This is a genomic window from Variovorax boronicumulans (genome assembly GCF_009811375.1).
In the GTDB taxonomy this organism is placed as follows: Bacteria; Pseudomonadota; Gammaproteobacteria; order Burkholderiales; family Burkholderiaceae_C; genus Variovorax; species Variovorax boronicumulans.
The window spans coordinates 2696110-2711969 of the sequence record NZ_BKDH01000001.1 but is presented as its reverse complement, the minus strand read 5'-3'; the positions used below and the strand labels follow the sequence as shown (position 1 = coordinate 2711969).

The following is a 15860-nucleotide window of genomic DNA, read 5'->3' as shown; positions in this document are numbered from 1 at the left end:
CATGACGCTGTCGGACATGATGAACATCGGCCTGATGCAGGGCTTCGCGGGGCTGAGCCTCTTCGCGGTGCTGCTGCTCATGGGCCTCGGGCTCGCGATCATCTTCGGGCAGATGGGCGTGATCAACATGGCGCATGGCGAGTTCATGACCATCGGCGCCTATTCGATCTTCCTGGCCGCGCAGGTGACCGAGCGCATGGCGCCTTCGCTCATGCCGTACTATTTTCCGATCGCGATCGGGCTGGCCTTCGTGTTCGCCTTCATCGCCGGCTGGCTCGTGGAGTGGGCGCTGATCCGCCACCTGTACAAGCGGCCGCTCGACACGCTGCTCGCCACCTGGGGCGTGAGCCTGGGCCTGCAGCAGATCTTCCGCACCTTCATCGGCCCGAAGGAAGTGAGCCCCACGCTGCCCGAGTGGCTCATGGGTTCGTGGACGCCGCACGAAGGCCTGGACATTCCGATCAACGGCCTGTTCGTGCTGGCGCTCACCGCGCTGGTCACGGGCGGCGTGCTCATCGCCTTGCACAAGAGCCGCTGGGGCCTGCGGGTGCGCGCCACCGTGGTCAACCGCACCATGGCCAACGCCACCGGCATCGACACGAAGAAGACCGACCGCCTCACCTTCGCCATCGGTTGCGGCATTGCCGGCGTGGCGGGCGCGGCCTTCACCACCATCGGCTCGACCGGGCCGACCTCGGGGTCGCTCTACATCGTCGACGCCTTCCTGGTCGTCACCTTCGGCGGAGCGGCCAGCCTGCTGGGCACCGTGGTCTCGGCCTTCGGCATTGCGCAGACGCAGTCGATCTCGGAGTTCTTCATGACCGGCTCGATGGCCAAGGTGCTGACGCTGTCGCTGATCGTGCTGATCCTGATGATGCGCCCCCAGGGCTTGTTCGCAGTCAAGGTCCGTCGCTGAACCCGAATCCTTCCCGGAGAACCTCCCGATGAATTTCCTCAAGGCCTCGATCCGGCGCTACCAGCTCGGCAGCCTCCTGCTGCTGGTGCTGCTGCTCGCGGTGGTGCTGCCGCTGTCGCTCGACATCTTCCGCCTCAACCTCGTGGGCAAGTACCTCAGCTATGCCTTCGTGGCCGTGGGCCTCGTCATGGTGTGGGGTTACGGCGGCGTGCTGAGCCTGGGGCAGGGCGTGTTCTTCGGCATCGGCGGCTATGCGATGGCGATGTTCCTCAAGCTCGAAGCCTCCGACCCCATCACCACCAAGATCCAGTCGACGCCCGGCATCCCGGACTTCATGGACTGGAACCAGATCACCGAACTGCCCGCGCTGTGGCTGCCGTTCAAGAGCCTGCCGCTGAGCCTGGCGCTGGTGGTGCTGGCGCCGATGGCGCTGGCCTGGCTCATCAGCTTCGCGATGTTCAAGCGCCGCGTGGGCGGCGTGTACTTCGCGATCATCACGCAGGCGGTGGCGCTCATCTGCACCGTGCTCATCATCGGCCAGCAGGGCTACACGGGCGGCGTGAACGGCATGACCGACCTGAAGACGCTGCTGGGCTGGGACACGCGCACCGACAGCGCCAAGTACATCCTCTACTACGTCTGCGTGGGCCTGCTGGTGGCCAGCATCGTGCTGTGCCGCTGGGTGCAGACCAGCAAGCTGGGCACGCTGCTGCTGGCCATGCGCGACAAGGAAGACCGCGTGCGCTTCTCGGGCTACGACGTGTCGAACTTCAAGGTCTTCACCTTCTGCCTGGCGGCCGGGCTCTCGGGCATCGGTGGCGCGATGTTCGCGCTGCAGGTGGGCTTCATGTCGCCGAGCTTCGTGGGCATCGTGCCCTCGATCGAGATGGTGATCTTCTGCGCCGTCGGTGGCCGCATGAGCCTGGTGGGCGCGGTGTACGGCGCGCTGCTGGTGAACGCGGGCAAGACGCTGTTCTCCGAGAGCTTTCCCGACCTGTGGCTGTTCCTGATGGCCGCGCTCTTCATCGGCGTGACCATGGCCTTCCCGATGGGCCTGGCGGGTCTGTGGGAAGACACGATCAAGCCGTGGTGGGCCTCGCGCCGCCAGGCCCTGCGCGACGCCGCGACGAAGCCGCCGCCCGCCGCCGTGTCGGCCCCTTCACCCGTCGCCGCGCCGCAGGCCGAGCCCGCGCTGCCCGAAGGCATCGGCCGCCAGCGCGCCTGACCGACACCGGAGCCCCCACCCCATGAGCAACACCGACTTCGCCCTCGCCGTGGAAGACCTCAGCGTCTCCTTCGACGGCTTCAAGGCCATCGACGACCTGACGCTGTACATCGACAGGAACGAGCTGCGCGTGATCATCGGCCCCAACGGCGCCGGCAAGACCACGCTGCTCGACCTGATCTGCGGCAAGACGCGCGCCAGCGCCGGCAGCATCAAGTTCAAGAACACCGAGCTCACCAAGATGGCCGAGCACAAGCGTGTGCGGCTGGGCATCGGCCGCAAGTTCCAGACGCCGTCGATCTACGAGAACCTGAGCGTGTTCCAGAACCTGGAGGTGTCCTTTCCGAAGGGCCGCTCGGTGTTCGGCGCGCTGGCTTTCCAGTGCGACGACGAGGTGAAGGGCAAGGTGCAGGCCATCGCCACGGAGATCGGCCTGGTCGACAAGCTCGGCACCGAAGCGGGCCTCTTGAGCCACGGCCAGAAGCAGTGGCTGGAGATCGGCATGCTGCTGATGCAGGAGCCCGAGCTGCTGATGCTCGACGAGCCCATTGCCGGCATGAGCGCGCGCGAACGCGAGCTCACGGCCGACCTGCTTCAACGCATCTGCCGCAACCGCGCGGTGATCGTCATCGAGCACGACATGGCCTTCGTCAAGCAGATCGCGCACAAGGTCACCGTGATGCACCAGGGGAAGATCCTCGCCGAAGGGCCGATGGAGAAGGTGCAGGCCGACTCGAAGGTCATCGACGTTTATCTGGGCCACTGAACCATGAGCACCATCATGCTGAAGGTCGACGACTTGCACACCGCCTACGGCCAGAGCGAGGCGCTGCACGGCATCTCGTTCGTGGGCCATGCCAACGAAACCATCGCCATCATGGGCCGCAACGGCATGGGCAAGACCACGCTGTTCAAGAGCCTCATGGGCGTGCTGCCGATCAAGAGCGGGCGCATCGAGGTGGCGGGGCAGGACGTGTCGCGCGACGAGAGCTTTCGCCGCGTGGCCAAGGGCATCGCGTACGTGCCGCAGGGCCGGATGATCTTCCCGACGCTGACGGTGGAAGAGAACATCCAGACCGGCCTGGAGAACTCGAAGACCCGCCGCATCCCCGAAGAAATCTACGCGCTGTTCCCCGTGCTGTGGGACATGAAAAGCCGCAAGGGCGGCAACCTCTCCGGCGGCCAGCAACAGCAGCTCGCCATTGCGCGCGCGCTCGTCACCGACCCCAAGGTGCTGCTGCTCGACGAGCCCACCGAGGGCATCCAGCCTTCGATCATCAAGGACATCGCCAAGGCGCTCAACGAGATCCGCAAGCTGCGCGGCATCACCATCGTCGTGTCCGAGCAGGTGCTGAGCTTCGCGATGGACGTGGCCGACCGGCTGTTCGTCATCGAAGGCGGCCGGCTCGTGCACGAGACCGCGCGCGACAAGACCGATGTGGAACACATCAAAGCCTATCTCTCTGTCTAACCACAACCCCAGGAGCCACTGCACATGACGGACACGCTGATCAAGGTCGACCTGACCAAGCCGCCCACGGAGAACGAGAACATCCACAACCGCTGGCACCCGGACATTCCGATGGCCTGCTGGGTCAACCCGGGCGACGACTTCATCCTCGAGACCTTCGACTGGACCGGCGGCTTCATCAAGAACAACGACAGCGCCGACGACGTGCGCGACATCGACCTGAGCACGGTGCACTACCTCTCGGGCCCGGTGGGCGTGAAGGGCGCCGAGCCCGGCGACCTGCTGGTGGTCGACCTGCTGGACATCGGCGCCAAGCAGGACAGCCTGTGGGGCTTCAACGGCTTCTTCTCGAAGAAGAACGGCGGTGGCTTCCTCACCGATCACTTTCCCGAAGCGCAGAAATCGATCTGGGACTTCAAGGGCATGTTCACGAGCTCGCGCCACATCCCGGGCGTGAACTTCGCGGGCCTGATCCATCCGGGCCTCATCGGCTGCCTGCCCGACAAGCCGATGCTCGACATGTGGAACGAGCGGGAGAAGGCACTCATCGCCACCGACCCGGACCGCGTGCCCGGCCTGGCCAACCCGCCGTTTGCCGGCACCGCCCACATGGGCAAGATGACGGGCGAGGCGAGGGCGAAGGCCGCAGCGGAAGGCGCGCGCACAGTGCCGCCACGCGAACACGGCGGCAACTGCGACATCAAGGACCTGTCGCGCGGCTCGAAGGTGTTCTTCCCCGTGTACGTCGACGGCGCGGGCCTGAGCGTGGGCGACCTGCACTTCAGCCAGGGCGACGGCGAGATCACCTTCTGCGGCGCCATCGAGATGGCCGGCTGGGTGCACATGAAGGTCACGCTCATCAAGGGCGGCATGGCCAAGTACGGCATCAAGAACCCGATCTTCAAGCCCAGCCCGATCACGCCGCAGTACAACGACTACCTGATCTTCGAAGGCATCTCGGTCGACGAGAGCGGCAAGCAGCACTACCTCGACGTGAACGTGGCCTACCGCCAGGCCTGCCTGAACGCCATCGAGTACCTGAAGAAGTTCGGCTACTCGGGCGCGCAGGCCTATTCGATCCTGGGCACCGCGCCCGTGCAGGGCCACATCAGCGGCGTGGTCGACGTGCCCAACTCGTGCGCCACGCTGTGGCTGCCCACGGGCATTTTCGATTTCGACATCAACCCGAACGCCTCGGGGCCGGTGAAGTTCATCGACGGCAGCATCGACATGCCGCTGTCGCACGACCTGCGCTGAAGCCATGCCGACCTACGACTACGCCTGCGGGCAATGCGGCGGCTTCGAATCGCTGCGGCCTTCGGGCCAGCGCGACGAACCGGCCGCCTGCCCCGACTGCGGCAGCGCCTCGCCGCGCGTGTTCACGGCCGCGCCGCGCCTGGCGCTCATGGCGGCCGACACGCGTCACGCAATGGCCACCAACGAACGCGCGCGCCACGAGCCCGCGAACTCGCGCGACTATGCGCGGCTGAGGCATCCCTCGGGCTGCGGCTGCTGCTCGGGATCGTCGCGGCGCAGTGCCACGCAGACCGCGCCGAACGGTGCGAAATCGGCCCCGTCGCGGCGGCCCTGGATGATCTCGCACTGAGGGTTCGGCGTGCATTCCTTGCATGCGCTAGGCGCATGCAAGGAATGACGGAGGCGAGAACTTTTTCGTGCGTACCCTCTGGAGGAGAGGGTTCCGACCGCCGCATCGCATGCGCGAGCGGCGCGCGATTGTTTCAATCCCGTGAACGCCGCGATTCCTTTTGCTGCCGTTTTTTGGGGCGCTTCAGGCTCAAACTTCATCCCATCGACACACCACCTGAAGGAGATTGAAATGAATGCCTCGAAGACCCTCGCCGCCGTTGCCCTCTCGCTCCTGGCTGTTGCCGGTGCCCACGCCGAAACCTATGACGGCGTGCACACCGTGAACTCGACCCTCTCGCGTTCGGAAGTCGCGTCGCAAGCCGTGGCCGCCGCCCGTGCCGGCAACGAGTACAGCGACGGCGCCACCGCCGGCGCACAGACCTTCACCTCGACCGCCGACCGCTCGACGATCCGCGCTGAAGCCGTCGCCAAGGCCCACGACCCGCTCGCCAGCCTCGACCGCCGCGCGTTCTACCGCGACGAAGTGCCGGCCGCTTACAAGAAGCCCAGCGTGTCGTTCACGCGCCAGGCTGGCCTGTAATTGGTTGACTGCAGCTCCTTCGGGGGCTGACAAAGAAGAACGGGCCCTCGGGCCCGTTTTTTCATGCCCGCATCTTTGCCACGAGGTCCGCGACGTGCTCGCCCAGCGCGAGCGATGCCGTCAGCCCCGGCGATTCGATGCCGAACAGGTTGACCAGCCCCGCGATGCCGTGTGCCTGCGGCGTCTGGATCACGAAATCCGTCGCCGTGTTGTGCATCGACGAACCCGGGCCCGCCAATCGCGGGCGGATGCCGGTATAGCCCGGCTGCAACTCACCGTCCTCCAAGGCGGGGTAATAGCGGCGCACCGACTGGTAGAAGGCCGCTTCGCGCGAGGCGTCGAAGCTGTAGTCAATGCCGTCGCGCCAACTCAGGTCCGGCCCGAACTTGCATTGCCCACCGAGGTCGAGCGTCACGTGGGCGCGCAAGGCGCCTTCACGCCCGGTTGGGTACACGAGATGGCGGAAGGGCGATTTGCGCGCCAGCGAGAAGTAGTGGCCGATCGCGTAGTACAGCGGTGGCATCAGGCCGGCCGGCATGCCGTCGATCCGCGATGCCACCTGCTGCGCACCCAACCCCGCCGCGTTCACCACCGTGTTGCACAGCACGCTCGTTGCTTCCGCGCCGCCCACCTCGACCACCAGGCCGTCTGGCGTGGGCCGCGCGGCCAGCACACGGCTCTGCAAAGCAAGCGAGGCACCCGCACGTTCCGCGTCGCCCAGGTACGACAGCATCAGCGCGTGGCTGTCGACGATGCCCGTCGAGGGCGAGTGCAGGGCGCCGACGCAGGCCACCTCGGGCTCCATGTCGCGTGCCTCGGCGGCGTCGAGGATGCGCAGGTCGGTCACGCCGTGGGCCGCGCCGAGCGCGACGTATTTGTCGAGCTCGGGCAGCTCCGAGTCCTGCACCGCCACGATCAGCTTGCCGATGCGCTGGTGGCCGATACCGCGTTCGGCGCAGTAGGCGTACAGCGCGGCCTTGCCCGCCACGCACAGCCGGCCCTTGAGCGAGCCGGGCGCATACGAGATGCCCGCATGGATCACCTCCGAATTGCGCGCGCTGGTATGCGTGCCGATGGCGTGCTCGGCCTCGAGGATCACCACCTCGCGCCCGGCCATGGCGAGCGATCGCGCGACGGCCAGGCCCACCACGCCGGCGCCGATCACGACGCAGTCGATCCGGTCCATGCGGCTCAGTCCAGCTTGATGTCGGCTTCGCGGATCAGCGCGCCCCACTTGGCGTGCTCGGCGCGGATGTAGGCGTCGAACTGCTGCGGCGTGCCGCTGGCGGGCACGCTGCCTTCCTGTGCGAGCTTGTCCTGCACGTCCTTGCGCGCCACCGTCTTCACCACGGCCGCGTTGATGCGGTTGACCACGTCGGCGGGCAGGCCTGCGGGCCCGACGAGGCCGACCCAGGTCGTGGCCTCGAAGCCCGCGAAACCCTGTTCGGCCACGGTGGGCACGTTCGGCAGCGCGGGCAGGCGCTTGGCCGAGGTGACGGCCAGCGCGCGGGCGCGGCCGTTCGACAGCTGCGACATCACCGAAACGCTGCTGCCGAAGTACAGCGCGATCTGCCCGCTGATCAGGTCGTTCATGGCCGGGCCTGCGCCCTTGTAGGGCACCTGCATGACCTTGATGCCCGCGCGGCGCGCCAGCATTTCGCCGGCCAGGTGCCCCACGGTGCCGTTGCCGGCCTGCGCGATGCTGAACTCGCCCGGCTTCGCCTTCGCGGCTTTGATGAAGTCGGCCAGCGTGCGCAGCGGCGAGTCCGCGCGCACGGCGAGCACGACGGGTTGCGAGGCCACTTCGGCGATGGGCGAAAAGTCTTTCAGCGCCTCGAAGGGCATCTTCGAATAGAGCCAGGGGTTGATCGTGAGGTTCGACGTTTGCCCCATGCCTATCGTGTAGCCGTCGGGCGTGGCCTTGGCCACGGCGTCGAGGCCGATGTTGCCGGCCGCGCCGGGCTTGTTGTCGACGACGACGGTCCAGCGCTCGAGCGAGGTGAGGCGTTCGGCAATCAGGCGCGAGGTCGCGTCGGTGCCGCCGCCGGGCGTGAAGGGCACCACCAGCTTCACGGGGCGTTGCGGCCAATCGCCTTGCGCGTAGGCCATGCCCGCCGTTTGAGCGATGGATGCGAAGGCGGTGGTCTGCAGAAAGTCTCTTCGGTTCATGTCTTGTCTCCTGGGGGTTCTTGTGATCTCGTGGCTGCCGTTCAGACCGGCAGGCCCTTGGCGCGCAGCACGGCGTCGAAGCGCTCGGGGTCGGCGGTGCCGGTGCGGTTGGTCTCGCGGATCTTTGCTTCGCGCGCCAGGTGGGCCCGCGTCTTCTCGAGCACGTCGGCCGCTTCGGCGGCCGGCACCGCGATGACGCCGTCGGCGTCGCCCACCACGAGGTCGCCCGGCATCACGACCAGGCCCGCGCACGAGACGGGCACGTTCACCTCGCCGGGGCCGTCCTTGCTCGGCCCGCGGTGCGTGTGGCCTCGCGCGAAGATCGGCATGCCGTCTTCGGCCCATTCGCACAGGTCGCGCACCGCGCCGTCGATGACGAGGCCCGCCAGCTGGCGCGCGATGCAGGTGGTGCGCATCAGGCCGCCGACCAGCGCCTGCGTGACGTCGCCGCCGCCGTCGATCACGAGCACGTCGCCCGGCGCGACCATCATCAGCGCCTTGTGGATCATCAGGTTGTCGCCGGGCCGCACGCGCACGGTGACGGCGGGGCCGCACAGCACCGTGTCGAGGCGCGCGTGGTACTGGCGCAGCCCGACGGTGCCGACATTGCGGCTCATCGCATCGCCGATGGCGGCCACGGGCAGCGTGCGGAAAGCGTCGACGAGGGCGGCGTCTGGGCCGGACGCGCGCGGGTTGATGCGGTAGCCGGGCGGCCAGGAGAGCGGGGCGGTCATGCGGTGATTCCGTGCAGAAGGGGGGAAGACAGGACCTGCGGGTTCACGCAAGCCGAAGGATCGACCGGACAGCCTTGCAGCCAGCCCAGCACGTTGCGTGCGGCGCCGCTGGCCATGCCCGCGAGCGCCGCGGGCGTGGAGCCGCCGACATGCGGCGTGAGCACCACGTTGGGCAGGGCGGCCAGCGGGCTGCCGGCGGGCAGGGGTTCGTCGGCCATGGTGTCGAGGCCGGCCGCGTACAGCTGGCCGCATTGCAGCGCCGCGATGAGCGCGGGCTCGTCGATCACCTCGCCGCGCGCCGTGTTGACGACGATCGCGCCGCGCGGCAGCGCCGCAAGCTGCGCGGCGCCGAGCATCTGGCGCGTGTGGCGGTTGAGCGGCACGTGCAGGCTGAGCACATCGCTCAGCGGCAGCAGCGCATCGAACGAAGGCAGCAGGCGCACGCCGGCCACCGGGCTCGGGCCTTCGCCGAGGGCCGGGTCGAACGCGGCCACCTGCATGCCGAGCGCGAGGCCGACCCGGGCCACGCGCTGGCCGATCTGGCCGAAGCCGACCAGGCCCAGCGTCTTGCCGTGCAGCTCCACGCCGTCTTGTGCGCGCGACCAGCGGCCATCGTGCAGCTCGCGGTCCATCCAGCCGATGCGGCGTGCGGCGGCGAGCATCAGGCCGAGCGTCATCTCTGCGACCGACTGCGCGTTGGCGCCGGGCGTGACGTAGACCGGAATGCCGCGCGCGGTGGCCGCCTCGACGTCGATGTTGCTCACGCCCACGCCATGCTTTGAAATCACTTTTAGCGTCGGACACGCGGCGATGGCGCGGGCCGACAGTTGCACGGTGCGCGAGATGACGGCGTCGATGGGCTCGCTCGCCATCACGCGCTCGACTTCTTCAACGCTGTCTGCATTCGCAAGGCAGATGACGCGGGCGCCGGCTTCGGCGAGAAGGTCAACGCCGGCCTTGGCAAGCCGTGGCGCAGTGACCAGGACAGTGGGGTTCATGGAGAGAGAGGGTCGTTCGAGGGTCGGTATGAGCTGGATTGTGGAAATCGCCATTCATTCCGTCCAATCGATAATGTTCATTCAACGATTCCTCGGAGCTATGAATGGACATCCAGTTGCGCGACCTGAAATATTTCGAGGTGGTCGCCGACACCGGCCACCTGGGCCAGGCCGCCGACAAGCTCGGGCGCACGCAGCCCGCGCTGACCAAGGCGGTGCAGCGGCTCGAGGAGGCCTTCGGCAGCGCGCTGTTCGAGCGCAAGGGTCGGGGCATCCAGCTCACGGCGGTGGGCGAGGTGCTGCTCGCGCGCGCCCGGCTGCTGCGCGGCGCCACGGAAGAGGCGCTGCGCGAGGTGAGCGATTTCGCCAAGGGCAACGCGGGCCACGTGCGCATCGGCAGCGGGCCCATCGCGGCGGACCACGTGCTGCCCGAGGTGTGCAACCTGCTGCTGGCCGAGGCCGGCGACACGCGCATCGACATCACCGTCGCGCCCAGCATGGCGCTGCGCGAGCGGCTGCGCGAAGGCGCCATCGACCTCTTGATCGGCCTCATGCCCGAGCACGATCCGGCCTTCGTCACGCATTCCATCGTCGAGGATGTGGTGGTGGTCGCCGCCAGTCCGCAGCACCCCGTGTTCGAGCTGCCGAAGATCACGATGAAGTCGCTCCTGCAATGGCGCTGGGTGCTGCCCGCCGACCCCATTCCCAGCCGCCAGTGGCTCGACGCGGCCTTCCAGTCGCGCGGGCTGCCGCTGCCCGCAGTGCAGGTCAACGCGAACTCGATCCCGCTGCTGCCGCGCCTGATCTCGCGTACCGACCTGCTGAGCTTCCTGTCGCGCCACACGCTTGGCGCGGCCGGGCGCGAAGGCACGCTGCGCGAAGTGCCGCTCAAGGAGACCACGCTGCGCCGCCACCTGGGCGTCACGTACCGCAAGGAGGGCTACCTGTCGCCGGCGGCGCGGCGCCTCGTGACCTTGCTGCGCAGCGAAGGGGCGCAGCTTTTTTCGTCGGCGCTGTCGCAGCGTGTGCTGTGACCGGTGCGGTGCGACGACTGAGGGGCTGAAGGAGTCGGCTCGCGCGTCAGCTCACTCGCGCGTCAGCACGAAGCGCTTCTGAATCCCGCCCGCAGCAGAAGGCGCCACCCACAGATCGATCTCACCCGGCTCGATCACAGGCTTCATGTCCCGCCCCAGAAACTGCAGGTCGTCATTGCCAACATTGAACTCGACCACCTCCGACGCCCCCGGCGCAATCCGCACCTTGCGGAAATTCTTCAACTCGCGCACCGGCCGCGTCACGCTCGCAGCGCGCTGCGCCAGGTACAGCTGCACCACTTCTTCCGCCTCGCGCGTCCCCGTGTTGGTGACGGTCGCGCGCACGCGCAGGGTCTTGCCCATGGCGAGGCGGTCCGTGCTCAGTTCGACCTGGTCGTAGCGCACCGGCGCATAGCCGATGCCGAAGCCGAAGGGGTACAGCGCCTCGTTCGTGGCGTCCAGGTAGCGGGTCTTGAAGGCCGTGCCCGGCGCGCCCTCGGGCGAGGGGCGGCCGGTGCGCTTGTGGGCGTAGTAGTAGGGCACCTGGCCGGCAGTCTGCGGAAAGCTCACGGGCAGGCGGCCCGAGGGGTTGGCGTCGCCGAACACCACGTCGGCGATCGCGTGGCCGGTCTGCACGCCGAGGAACCAGGTCACGAGGATCGCGCGCGCATCGCGCACCGCGCCCTTGAGCGCCATCGCGCGGCCATTGCTCAGCAGCACGACCACCGGCTTGCCGGTGGCGGCCACGGCCTCGGCCAGGTCCTGCTGGGCCTGCGGCAGGCCGATGTCGCTGCGCGAGCGCGACTCGCCCGACATCTTCTGGCTCTCGCCGATCGCCAGCACCACCACGTCGGCCTCGCGCGCGGCGGCCACGGCGGCCTCGATGCCGCCGGGCAGCGGCGACTCGACGTTCGCACCGCGCGTGACGGTCAGCCGCGAGGCCTCGGTACCCAGCGCGGCACGCAAGCCTTCGTCGATGCCCACGGGCGCGGACTGGCCCGGGAACAGGCTCCAGGAGCCCATCAGGTCCTTCGTGCCCTCGGCGAAGGGGCCGATCAGCGCGATCTTCTGCGGGCCGGTCTTCGCGAGCGGCAGCAACTGGCCTTCGTTCTTCAGCATCACGATGGAACGGCGCGCGCTCTCGCGGGCCAGTGCGATGAACTCGGGGTTCTCCACGCGCTGTGCGGCCGGCGGACCGTCGAGGCCGCGCATCGGGTCGTCGAAGAGGCCGAGCTTGAGCTTGACCCGCAGCACGCGCCGCACCGCCTCGTCGAGCCGCGCCATCGGCACCTCGCCCGAGGCCACGAGGTCGGGCAGGTGGCGGATGTACAGGCCGCTTTGCATGCTCACGTCGGTGCCGGCCATGAAGGCCAGCTTGGCGGCCTCGCGGCTATTGGCGGCGTGGCCGTGCTCGATGAGCTCTTCGTCGGCCGTGTAGTCCGACACCACGAAGCCCTTGAACTTCCATTCGTCGCGCAGCACGCCGGTGAGCAGCGCGGGGTTGGCGGTCGAGGGAACGCCGCCGATCTCGTTGAAGGCGCTCATGACCGAGAGCGCGCCCGCATCGAGCGCCGCACGGAACGGCGGCAGGTAGACCTCGCGCAGCGTGCGCTCGGAAATTTCGCTCGTGTTGTAGTCGAGCCCGCCCTCGGCCGCGCCGTAGGCCGCGAAGTGCTTGGGCGTGGCCAGCATCGAGTCGGCGTTCGCGAGGCTGCTGCCCTGGAAGCCGCGCACGCGCGCCGCCGCGAACTGGCGCGCCAGGTACGGGTCTTCGCCCACGCCTTCGAGGCCGCGGCCCCAGCGCGCATCGCGCGCGATGTCGACCATGGGCGCGAAAGTCCAGCGAAAGCCGTCGGCCGTGGCCTCGACCGCCGCCGCGCGCGCGGTGCGCTCGGCCAGCGCGGGCTCCCAGCTCGAGGCCTCGGCCAGCGGCATCGGGAAGATCGTGCGAAAGCCGTGGATCACGTCGGCGCCGAAGATCAGCGGAATGCCCAGCCGCGACTCGCGCACCGCCACCTGCTGCAGCCGCCGTTTGCCCTCGAGGCCGGCGTTGTTGAACAGGCCCGTGAGGCGCCCGTTGCGCACGTCCTCGGTTTCCTGCTGCCCGTTGCGCCAGCCGGCCTGCGGGTTGTTCGGGATGTTGATGTCGGCCGGGCCGTAGAGGCTGAGCTGGCCGGCCTTTTCCTGCAGCGTCATGCGCGCGATCAACGACTCGATGCGCGCTTCGGCGGCGTCGGAGGGCTGGAGGTTTTTCGGAACGGACGCCGCGATGGCGGGGAGGGAGAGGGCGGACAGGACGAGGGCGAGAACGGCGGCTTTTCGAACATGCATGGCCGCCTATTCTGCAGACAACGCCCGCCCGCCCCGGCCAGCGGGTTTCCGCCCTGGGCGTAGGGGCTTGTCCGATCCCGGCCGCTTCAGGCCATGCCGGTCAGTCCGCGCCCAGGCGCAACCGGCTGGGCAGTCGCTTCTCGATGGCGAACTTCAGGAGCGCTGCGCAGCGGAAGATGCCGTGCGCGAACTTGCCGTAGGGCAGTGTGAGAAAGAGCGCCATCACCACGCCCAGGTGAACCGCCAGCAGCAGCGCCATGAACGTCGTGTCGCGCCACGCGAGCAGGGCCAGGCCCGTGAGGCTGGTGAGCAACAGCAGCGCGATGAAGCCGCGGTCCATCGGCCGCTGCGCCGCGTCGCCGTGCGCGGCATGGCGCCGCAGGTTGAGCCACAACAGGCCGACAGGGCCGATCACGAGGCCGATGCCGCCCGTGGTGCCCAGCAGCACGGGCAGGCTCGTGAGCGCATGGGGCGCATGCAGGTCGAACAGGTAGTGGTACAGCGTCGCCACGCAGGTGGAGGCGAAGCACAGCATGAAGCCGTAGAAGGTGAAGTGATGGAAGCGCCGGCGCCAGAGCGTGAAGCGGTCGTCGGCGTTGTTGCAGCCTTCGCCATGGCCGCCATCGAGATACTTCAGGCGCAGCGCGTCGTGCGCGGCTTCGGCGCTGGCTGCGCGGCGCACACCCGGCAGGTCGGGCGCGTTGCCCGGGTCGTTCGCGGGCGAGACCTCGCGCCAGAAGCGGCGCGTGCCCATGGCCAGCGCGAACATCACGAACAGGAACACCGCGCCGAACACCAGCGCGAGGAAGTTGTGCGGAAAGATCGCGTAGAAGTTGCCCGCGAGTGGCGCGTGCACGAGCGAACCCGACATCGCCACGGCCAGCACAAGGAACAGCGCGAGCCCACCCGCCAGTGCCAATGCCACGGTGAGCCCGGCCCGCTTGTAGAGCGCGCCCATCGCGGGCGGCCAGGCATAGTGGTGGTAGGTCTGCAGGCGCACCTGCGCCATCGCCTGCGGCAAGTTCACGGCGAACTCGTGCGGTGGCGCGTACTGGCAGGCATGCAGGCAGGCGCCGCAGTTGTGGCACAGGTTGGCGAGGTAGTGCGTGTCGGCCTTGCCGAATTCGAGCCGGCGCGTCATGGCGGGGAACACGGCGCAGAAGCCCTCGCAGTAGCGGCAGGCGTTGCAGATCTGCAGGATGCGCGCGACCTCGCCCTCGGAAGCAGTGAGCGGCAGGGAGGGCTGGATCGGGATCACGCGCTGCGATGGCGACGGGTTGCTGCCGATGCCATCGGCATCCGCACGGGCGCGTGCGACGAGGTCAGTGAGCTGCTGCAAAGGTGGTCTCCGGAGAATTCTTCGAATGGTTCTTTGCCGCACGCGCAGCCTGCGTGCCGGCGATGCGCCCGAAGGCCGTGCCGATGCTCATGCCCACGCCGGCCGTGTAGCCCTTGCCTAGCACGTTGCCGGCCATTATTTCGCCGGCCACGAAGAGGTTGGGGCTGGGCCGGCCGCCGAAGCGCACGGCGGCGGTCTCGTCCACCTTCAGGCCGAGGTACGTGAAGGTGATGCCGGGGCGCACGGGGTAGGCGTAGAAGGGCGCGGTGTCCAGCGGGCGCGCCCAGTGCGTCTTGGCGGGCGCGAGGCCTTCGGTGTGGCAGTCGTCCAGCGCCGTGTGGTCGAAGCGGCCGACGCGGCAGGCGGCGTTGTAGTCCTGCACGGTGCGCACGAAGGTGGCCTCGTCCAGGCCGATCTTCTGTGCCAGTTCGCCGAGCGTGTTCGCCTGCGTGCCGGGGAACACGGGCGGCATGAAGCGCCCGACGGCCTGCTGGTCGATGATCGACCACGCGATCTGCCCCGGCTGCTGCGCCACGAGCCGGCCCCAGATCGCATAGCGCTTGGGCCAGAAGTCCTCGCCTTCGTCGTAGAAGCGCCGCGCGTCGCGGTTGACCACCACGCCGAGCGACACGCAATCGATGCGCGTGCAGATGCCACCGTCGTACAGCGGCGCGCGCGCGTCGATGGCGACCATGTGGCCCTGCGACGGATCGCCGATGCTGTCGGCGCCCGCGTCGATCATGTGCCTGAGCAGCACGCCCTGGTTGAAGCGCGTGCCGCGGATGAGGAAGTTGTCGGCCGGCCACTCGCCGCGTTCGTTCTGTCCCCACGCTTCGCGCAGCCAGTCGCGGTTCGACTCGAAGCCGCCCGAGGCCAGCACGCAGCTTCTGGCTTCGATGCGCTCGCCGGCTTCGGTGCGCACGGCCACGAAGCGCTTGCCCTCGAGCTCGACCGAGGCCACGGGCGTGTCGTAGCGGATCTGCACGCCGAGCGCTTCGGCGCTGCGGTAGTAGGCGTTGACGAGCGCCTTGCCGCCGCCCATGAAGAAGGCGTTGGTGCGCGCCACGTGCAGCGCGCCCGACAGCGGCGGCTGGAAGCGCACGCCGTGGCGGCGCATCCAGTCGCGGCAGCTCGACGAGGCGCGGATCACGAGGCGGGCCAGGTGCTCGTCGGTGAGGCCGCCGGTCACCTTCAGCAGGTCTTGCCAGTACTCCTCTTCAGGGTAGGCCTCGACCAGCACGTCCTGCGGCGCGTCGTGCATGCAGCGCAGGTTGCGGGTGTGTTGCGAATTGCCGCCGCGCCACTCCTTGGGCGAGGCCTCCAGCAGCAGCACCGAGGCGCCGGCCTCGCGCGCCATCAGCGCGGCGCACAGCGCGGCATTGCCGCCGCCGACAACCAGTACGTCTATCACTCGTGGGTCTCCTTGGAATGCAGGAGACTTTAGGGAGCATGGCC

15 protein-coding genes are annotated in these 15860 nt (G+C 68.5%); 8 read left to right on the top strand and 7 right to left on the bottom strand.

Annotation, left to right across the window (positions count from 1 at the left end; all coding sequences use genetic code 11):
- The first annotated feature begins 1 nt into the window (after position 1).
- From urtB to VHAB30_RS12435, 7 genes are all read left to right on the top strand, one after another.
- Entirely contained in the window at positions 2-916 is a 915-nt protein-coding gene (gene urtB / locus VHAB30_RS12465) for an urea ABC transporter permease subunit UrtB (protein ID WP_159277213.1), read from the top strand.
- 28 nt (positions 917-944) lie between these two features.
- Positions 945-2141: an urea ABC transporter permease subunit UrtC gene (gene urtC / locus VHAB30_RS12460; RefSeq protein WP_070060354.1), complete on the top strand. Its 1197-nt coding sequence runs from the start codon at positions 945-947 to the stop codon at positions 2139-2141.
- Positions 2142-2163: 22 nt separating this feature from the next.
- Positions 2164-2907 carry an urea ABC transporter ATP-binding protein UrtD gene (gene urtD, locus VHAB30_RS12455; protein ID WP_159277212.1) on the top strand — a complete coding sequence of 248 codons (744 nt, stop codon included), beginning with the start codon at positions 2164-2166 and terminating at the stop codon, positions 2905-2907.
- Between the two features lie 15 nt (positions 2908-2922).
- Positions 2923-3612 (top strand): urea ABC transporter ATP-binding subunit UrtE, encoded by a 690-nt coding sequence (urtE, locus tag VHAB30_RS12450; RefSeq protein WP_062478384.1) that lies wholly within the window; start codon positions 2923-2925, stop codon positions 3610-3612.
- Between the two features lie 24 nt (positions 3613-3636).
- Positions 3637-4869, top strand: coding sequence for a formamidase (fmdA, locus tag VHAB30_RS12445; protein WP_095947569.1), 1233 nt, complete (start codon positions 3637-3639; stop codon positions 4867-4869).
- A 4-nt stretch (positions 4870-4873) separates the two neighbouring features.
- Positions 4874-5218, top strand: a complete 345-nt coding sequence (locus VHAB30_RS12440) for a zinc ribbon domain-containing protein (RefSeq protein WP_159277211.1) — start codon at positions 4874-4876, stop codon at positions 5216-5218.
- A gap of 231 nt (positions 5219-5449) precedes the next feature.
- On the top strand, positions 5450-5800 hold the full coding sequence (locus VHAB30_RS12435; protein ID WP_056582144.1) for a hypothetical protein: 351 nt from the start codon (positions 5450-5452) through the stop codon (positions 5798-5800).
- A 61-nt stretch (positions 5801-5861) separates the two neighbouring features.
- On the opposite strand, the gene VHAB30_RS12430 is transcribed toward VHAB30_RS12435, so the two are convergent.
- From VHAB30_RS12430 to VHAB30_RS12415, 4 genes are read right to left on the bottom strand one after another with little or no spacing between them, the layout of a single operon-like run.
- Entirely contained in the window at positions 5862-6986 is a 1125-nt protein-coding gene (locus tag VHAB30_RS12430) for an NAD(P)/FAD-dependent oxidoreductase (protein WP_159277210.1), read from the bottom strand.
- 5 nt (positions 6987-6991) lie between these two features.
- On the bottom strand, positions 6992-7969 hold the full coding sequence (locus VHAB30_RS12425; protein WP_159277209.1) for a Bug family tripartite tricarboxylate transporter substrate binding protein: 978 nt from the start codon (positions 7967-7969) through the stop codon (positions 6992-6994).
- Positions 7970-8010: 41 nt separating this feature from the next.
- The gene (locus VHAB30_RS12420; protein ID WP_062478327.1) at positions 8011-8703 is read right to left on the bottom strand and encodes an RraA family protein; all 693 of its coding nucleotides are present in this window, start codon (positions 8701-8703) and stop codon (positions 8011-8013) included.
- Positions 8700-9701: a hydroxyacid dehydrogenase gene (locus tag VHAB30_RS12415; RefSeq protein ID WP_159277208.1), complete on the bottom strand. Its 1002-nt coding sequence runs from the start codon at positions 9699-9701 to the stop codon at positions 8700-8702. The genes VHAB30_RS12420 and VHAB30_RS12415 overlap by 4 nt, the downstream gene beginning before the upstream one ends.
- Before the next feature lie 104 nt (positions 9702-9805).
- Here VHAB30_RS12415 and VHAB30_RS12410 point away from each other — a divergent pair, with 104 nt between their 5' ends.
- A complete protein-coding gene (locus VHAB30_RS12410; RefSeq protein WP_062478332.1) occupies positions 9806-10735 on the top strand; it encodes a LysR family transcriptional regulator in 930 nt (309 codons plus the stop codon).
- A 51-nt stretch (positions 10736-10786) separates the two neighbouring features.
- Here the strand turns inward: VHAB30_RS12410 and VHAB30_RS12405 are convergent, their stop codons facing one another.
- The 3 genes from VHAB30_RS12405 to tcuA all read right to left on the bottom strand — a co-directional run bounded on the left by VHAB30_RS12405 (position 10787) and on the right by tcuA (position 15816).
- Positions 10787-13066: a glycoside hydrolase family 3 N-terminal domain-containing protein gene (locus VHAB30_RS12405; RefSeq protein WP_159277207.1), complete on the bottom strand. Its 2280-nt coding sequence runs from the start codon at positions 13064-13066 to the stop codon at positions 10787-10789.
- Positions 13067-13166: 100 nt separating this feature from the next.
- Positions 13167-14405 (bottom strand): tricarballylate utilization 4Fe-4S protein TcuB, encoded by a 1239-nt coding sequence (tcuB, locus tag VHAB30_RS12400; protein ID WP_159277206.1) that lies wholly within the window; start codon positions 14403-14405, stop codon positions 13167-13169.
- Positions 14389-15816, bottom strand: a complete 1428-nt coding sequence (tcuA, locus tag VHAB30_RS12395) for an FAD-dependent tricarballylate dehydrogenase TcuA (RefSeq protein ID WP_159277205.1) — start codon at positions 15814-15816, stop codon at positions 14389-14391. Before tcuA ends, tcuB begins: the two co-directional genes overlap by 17 nt.
- Between the last annotated feature and the right edge of the window lie 44 nt (positions 15817-15860).

Excerpts from the sequence above, each read along its gene's own strand:
- VHAB30_RS12410 (WP_062478332.1), top strand. The coding sequence starts at position 9,806 with ATGGACATCCAGTTGCGCGACCTGAAATATTTCGAGGTGGTCGCCGAC.
- fmdA (WP_095947569.1), top strand. The coding sequence starts at position 3,637 with ATGACGGACACGCTGATCAAGGTCGACCTGACCAAGCCGCCCACGGAG.
- VHAB30_RS12425 (WP_159277209.1), bottom strand. The coding sequence starts at position 7,969 with ATGAACCGAAGAGACTTTCTGCAGACCACCGCCTTCGCATCCATCGCT.
- VHAB30_RS12440 (WP_159277211.1), top strand. The coding sequence starts at position 4,874 with ATGCCGACCTACGACTACGCCTGCGGGCAATGCGGCGGCTTCGAATCG.
- VHAB30_RS12435 (WP_056582144.1), top strand. The coding sequence starts at position 5,450 with ATGAATGCCTCGAAGACCCTCGCCGCCGTTGCCCTCTCGCTCCTGGCT.
- urtD (WP_159277212.1), top strand. The coding sequence starts at position 2,164 with ATGAGCAACACCGACTTCGCCCTCGCCGTGGAAGACCTCAGCGTCTCC.
- VHAB30_RS12420 (WP_062478327.1), bottom strand. The coding sequence starts at position 8,703 with ATGACCGCCCCGCTCTCCTGGCCGCCCGGCTACCGCATCAACCCGCGC.
- VHAB30_RS12405 (WP_159277207.1), bottom strand. The coding sequence starts at position 13,066 with ATGCATGTTCGAAAAGCCGCCGTTCTCGCCCTCGTCCTGTCCGCCCTC.
- urtE (WP_062478384.1), top strand. The coding sequence starts at position 2,923 with ATGCTGAAGGTCGACGACTTGCACACCGCCTACGGCCAGAGCGAGGCG.
- urtC (WP_070060354.1), top strand. The coding sequence starts at position 945 with ATGAATTTCCTCAAGGCCTCGATCCGGCGCTACCAGCTCGGCAGCCTC.
- VHAB30_RS12415 (WP_159277208.1), bottom strand. The coding sequence starts at position 9,701 with ATGAACCCCACTGTCCTGGTCACTGCGCCACGGCTTGCCAAGGCCGGC.
- urtB (WP_159277213.1), top strand. The coding sequence starts at position 2 with ATGACGCTGTCGGACATGATGAACATCGGCCTGATGCAGGGCTTCGCG.
- VHAB30_RS12430 (WP_159277210.1), bottom strand. The coding sequence starts at position 6,986 with ATGGACCGGATCGACTGCGTCGTGATCGGCGCCGGCGTGGTGGGCCTG.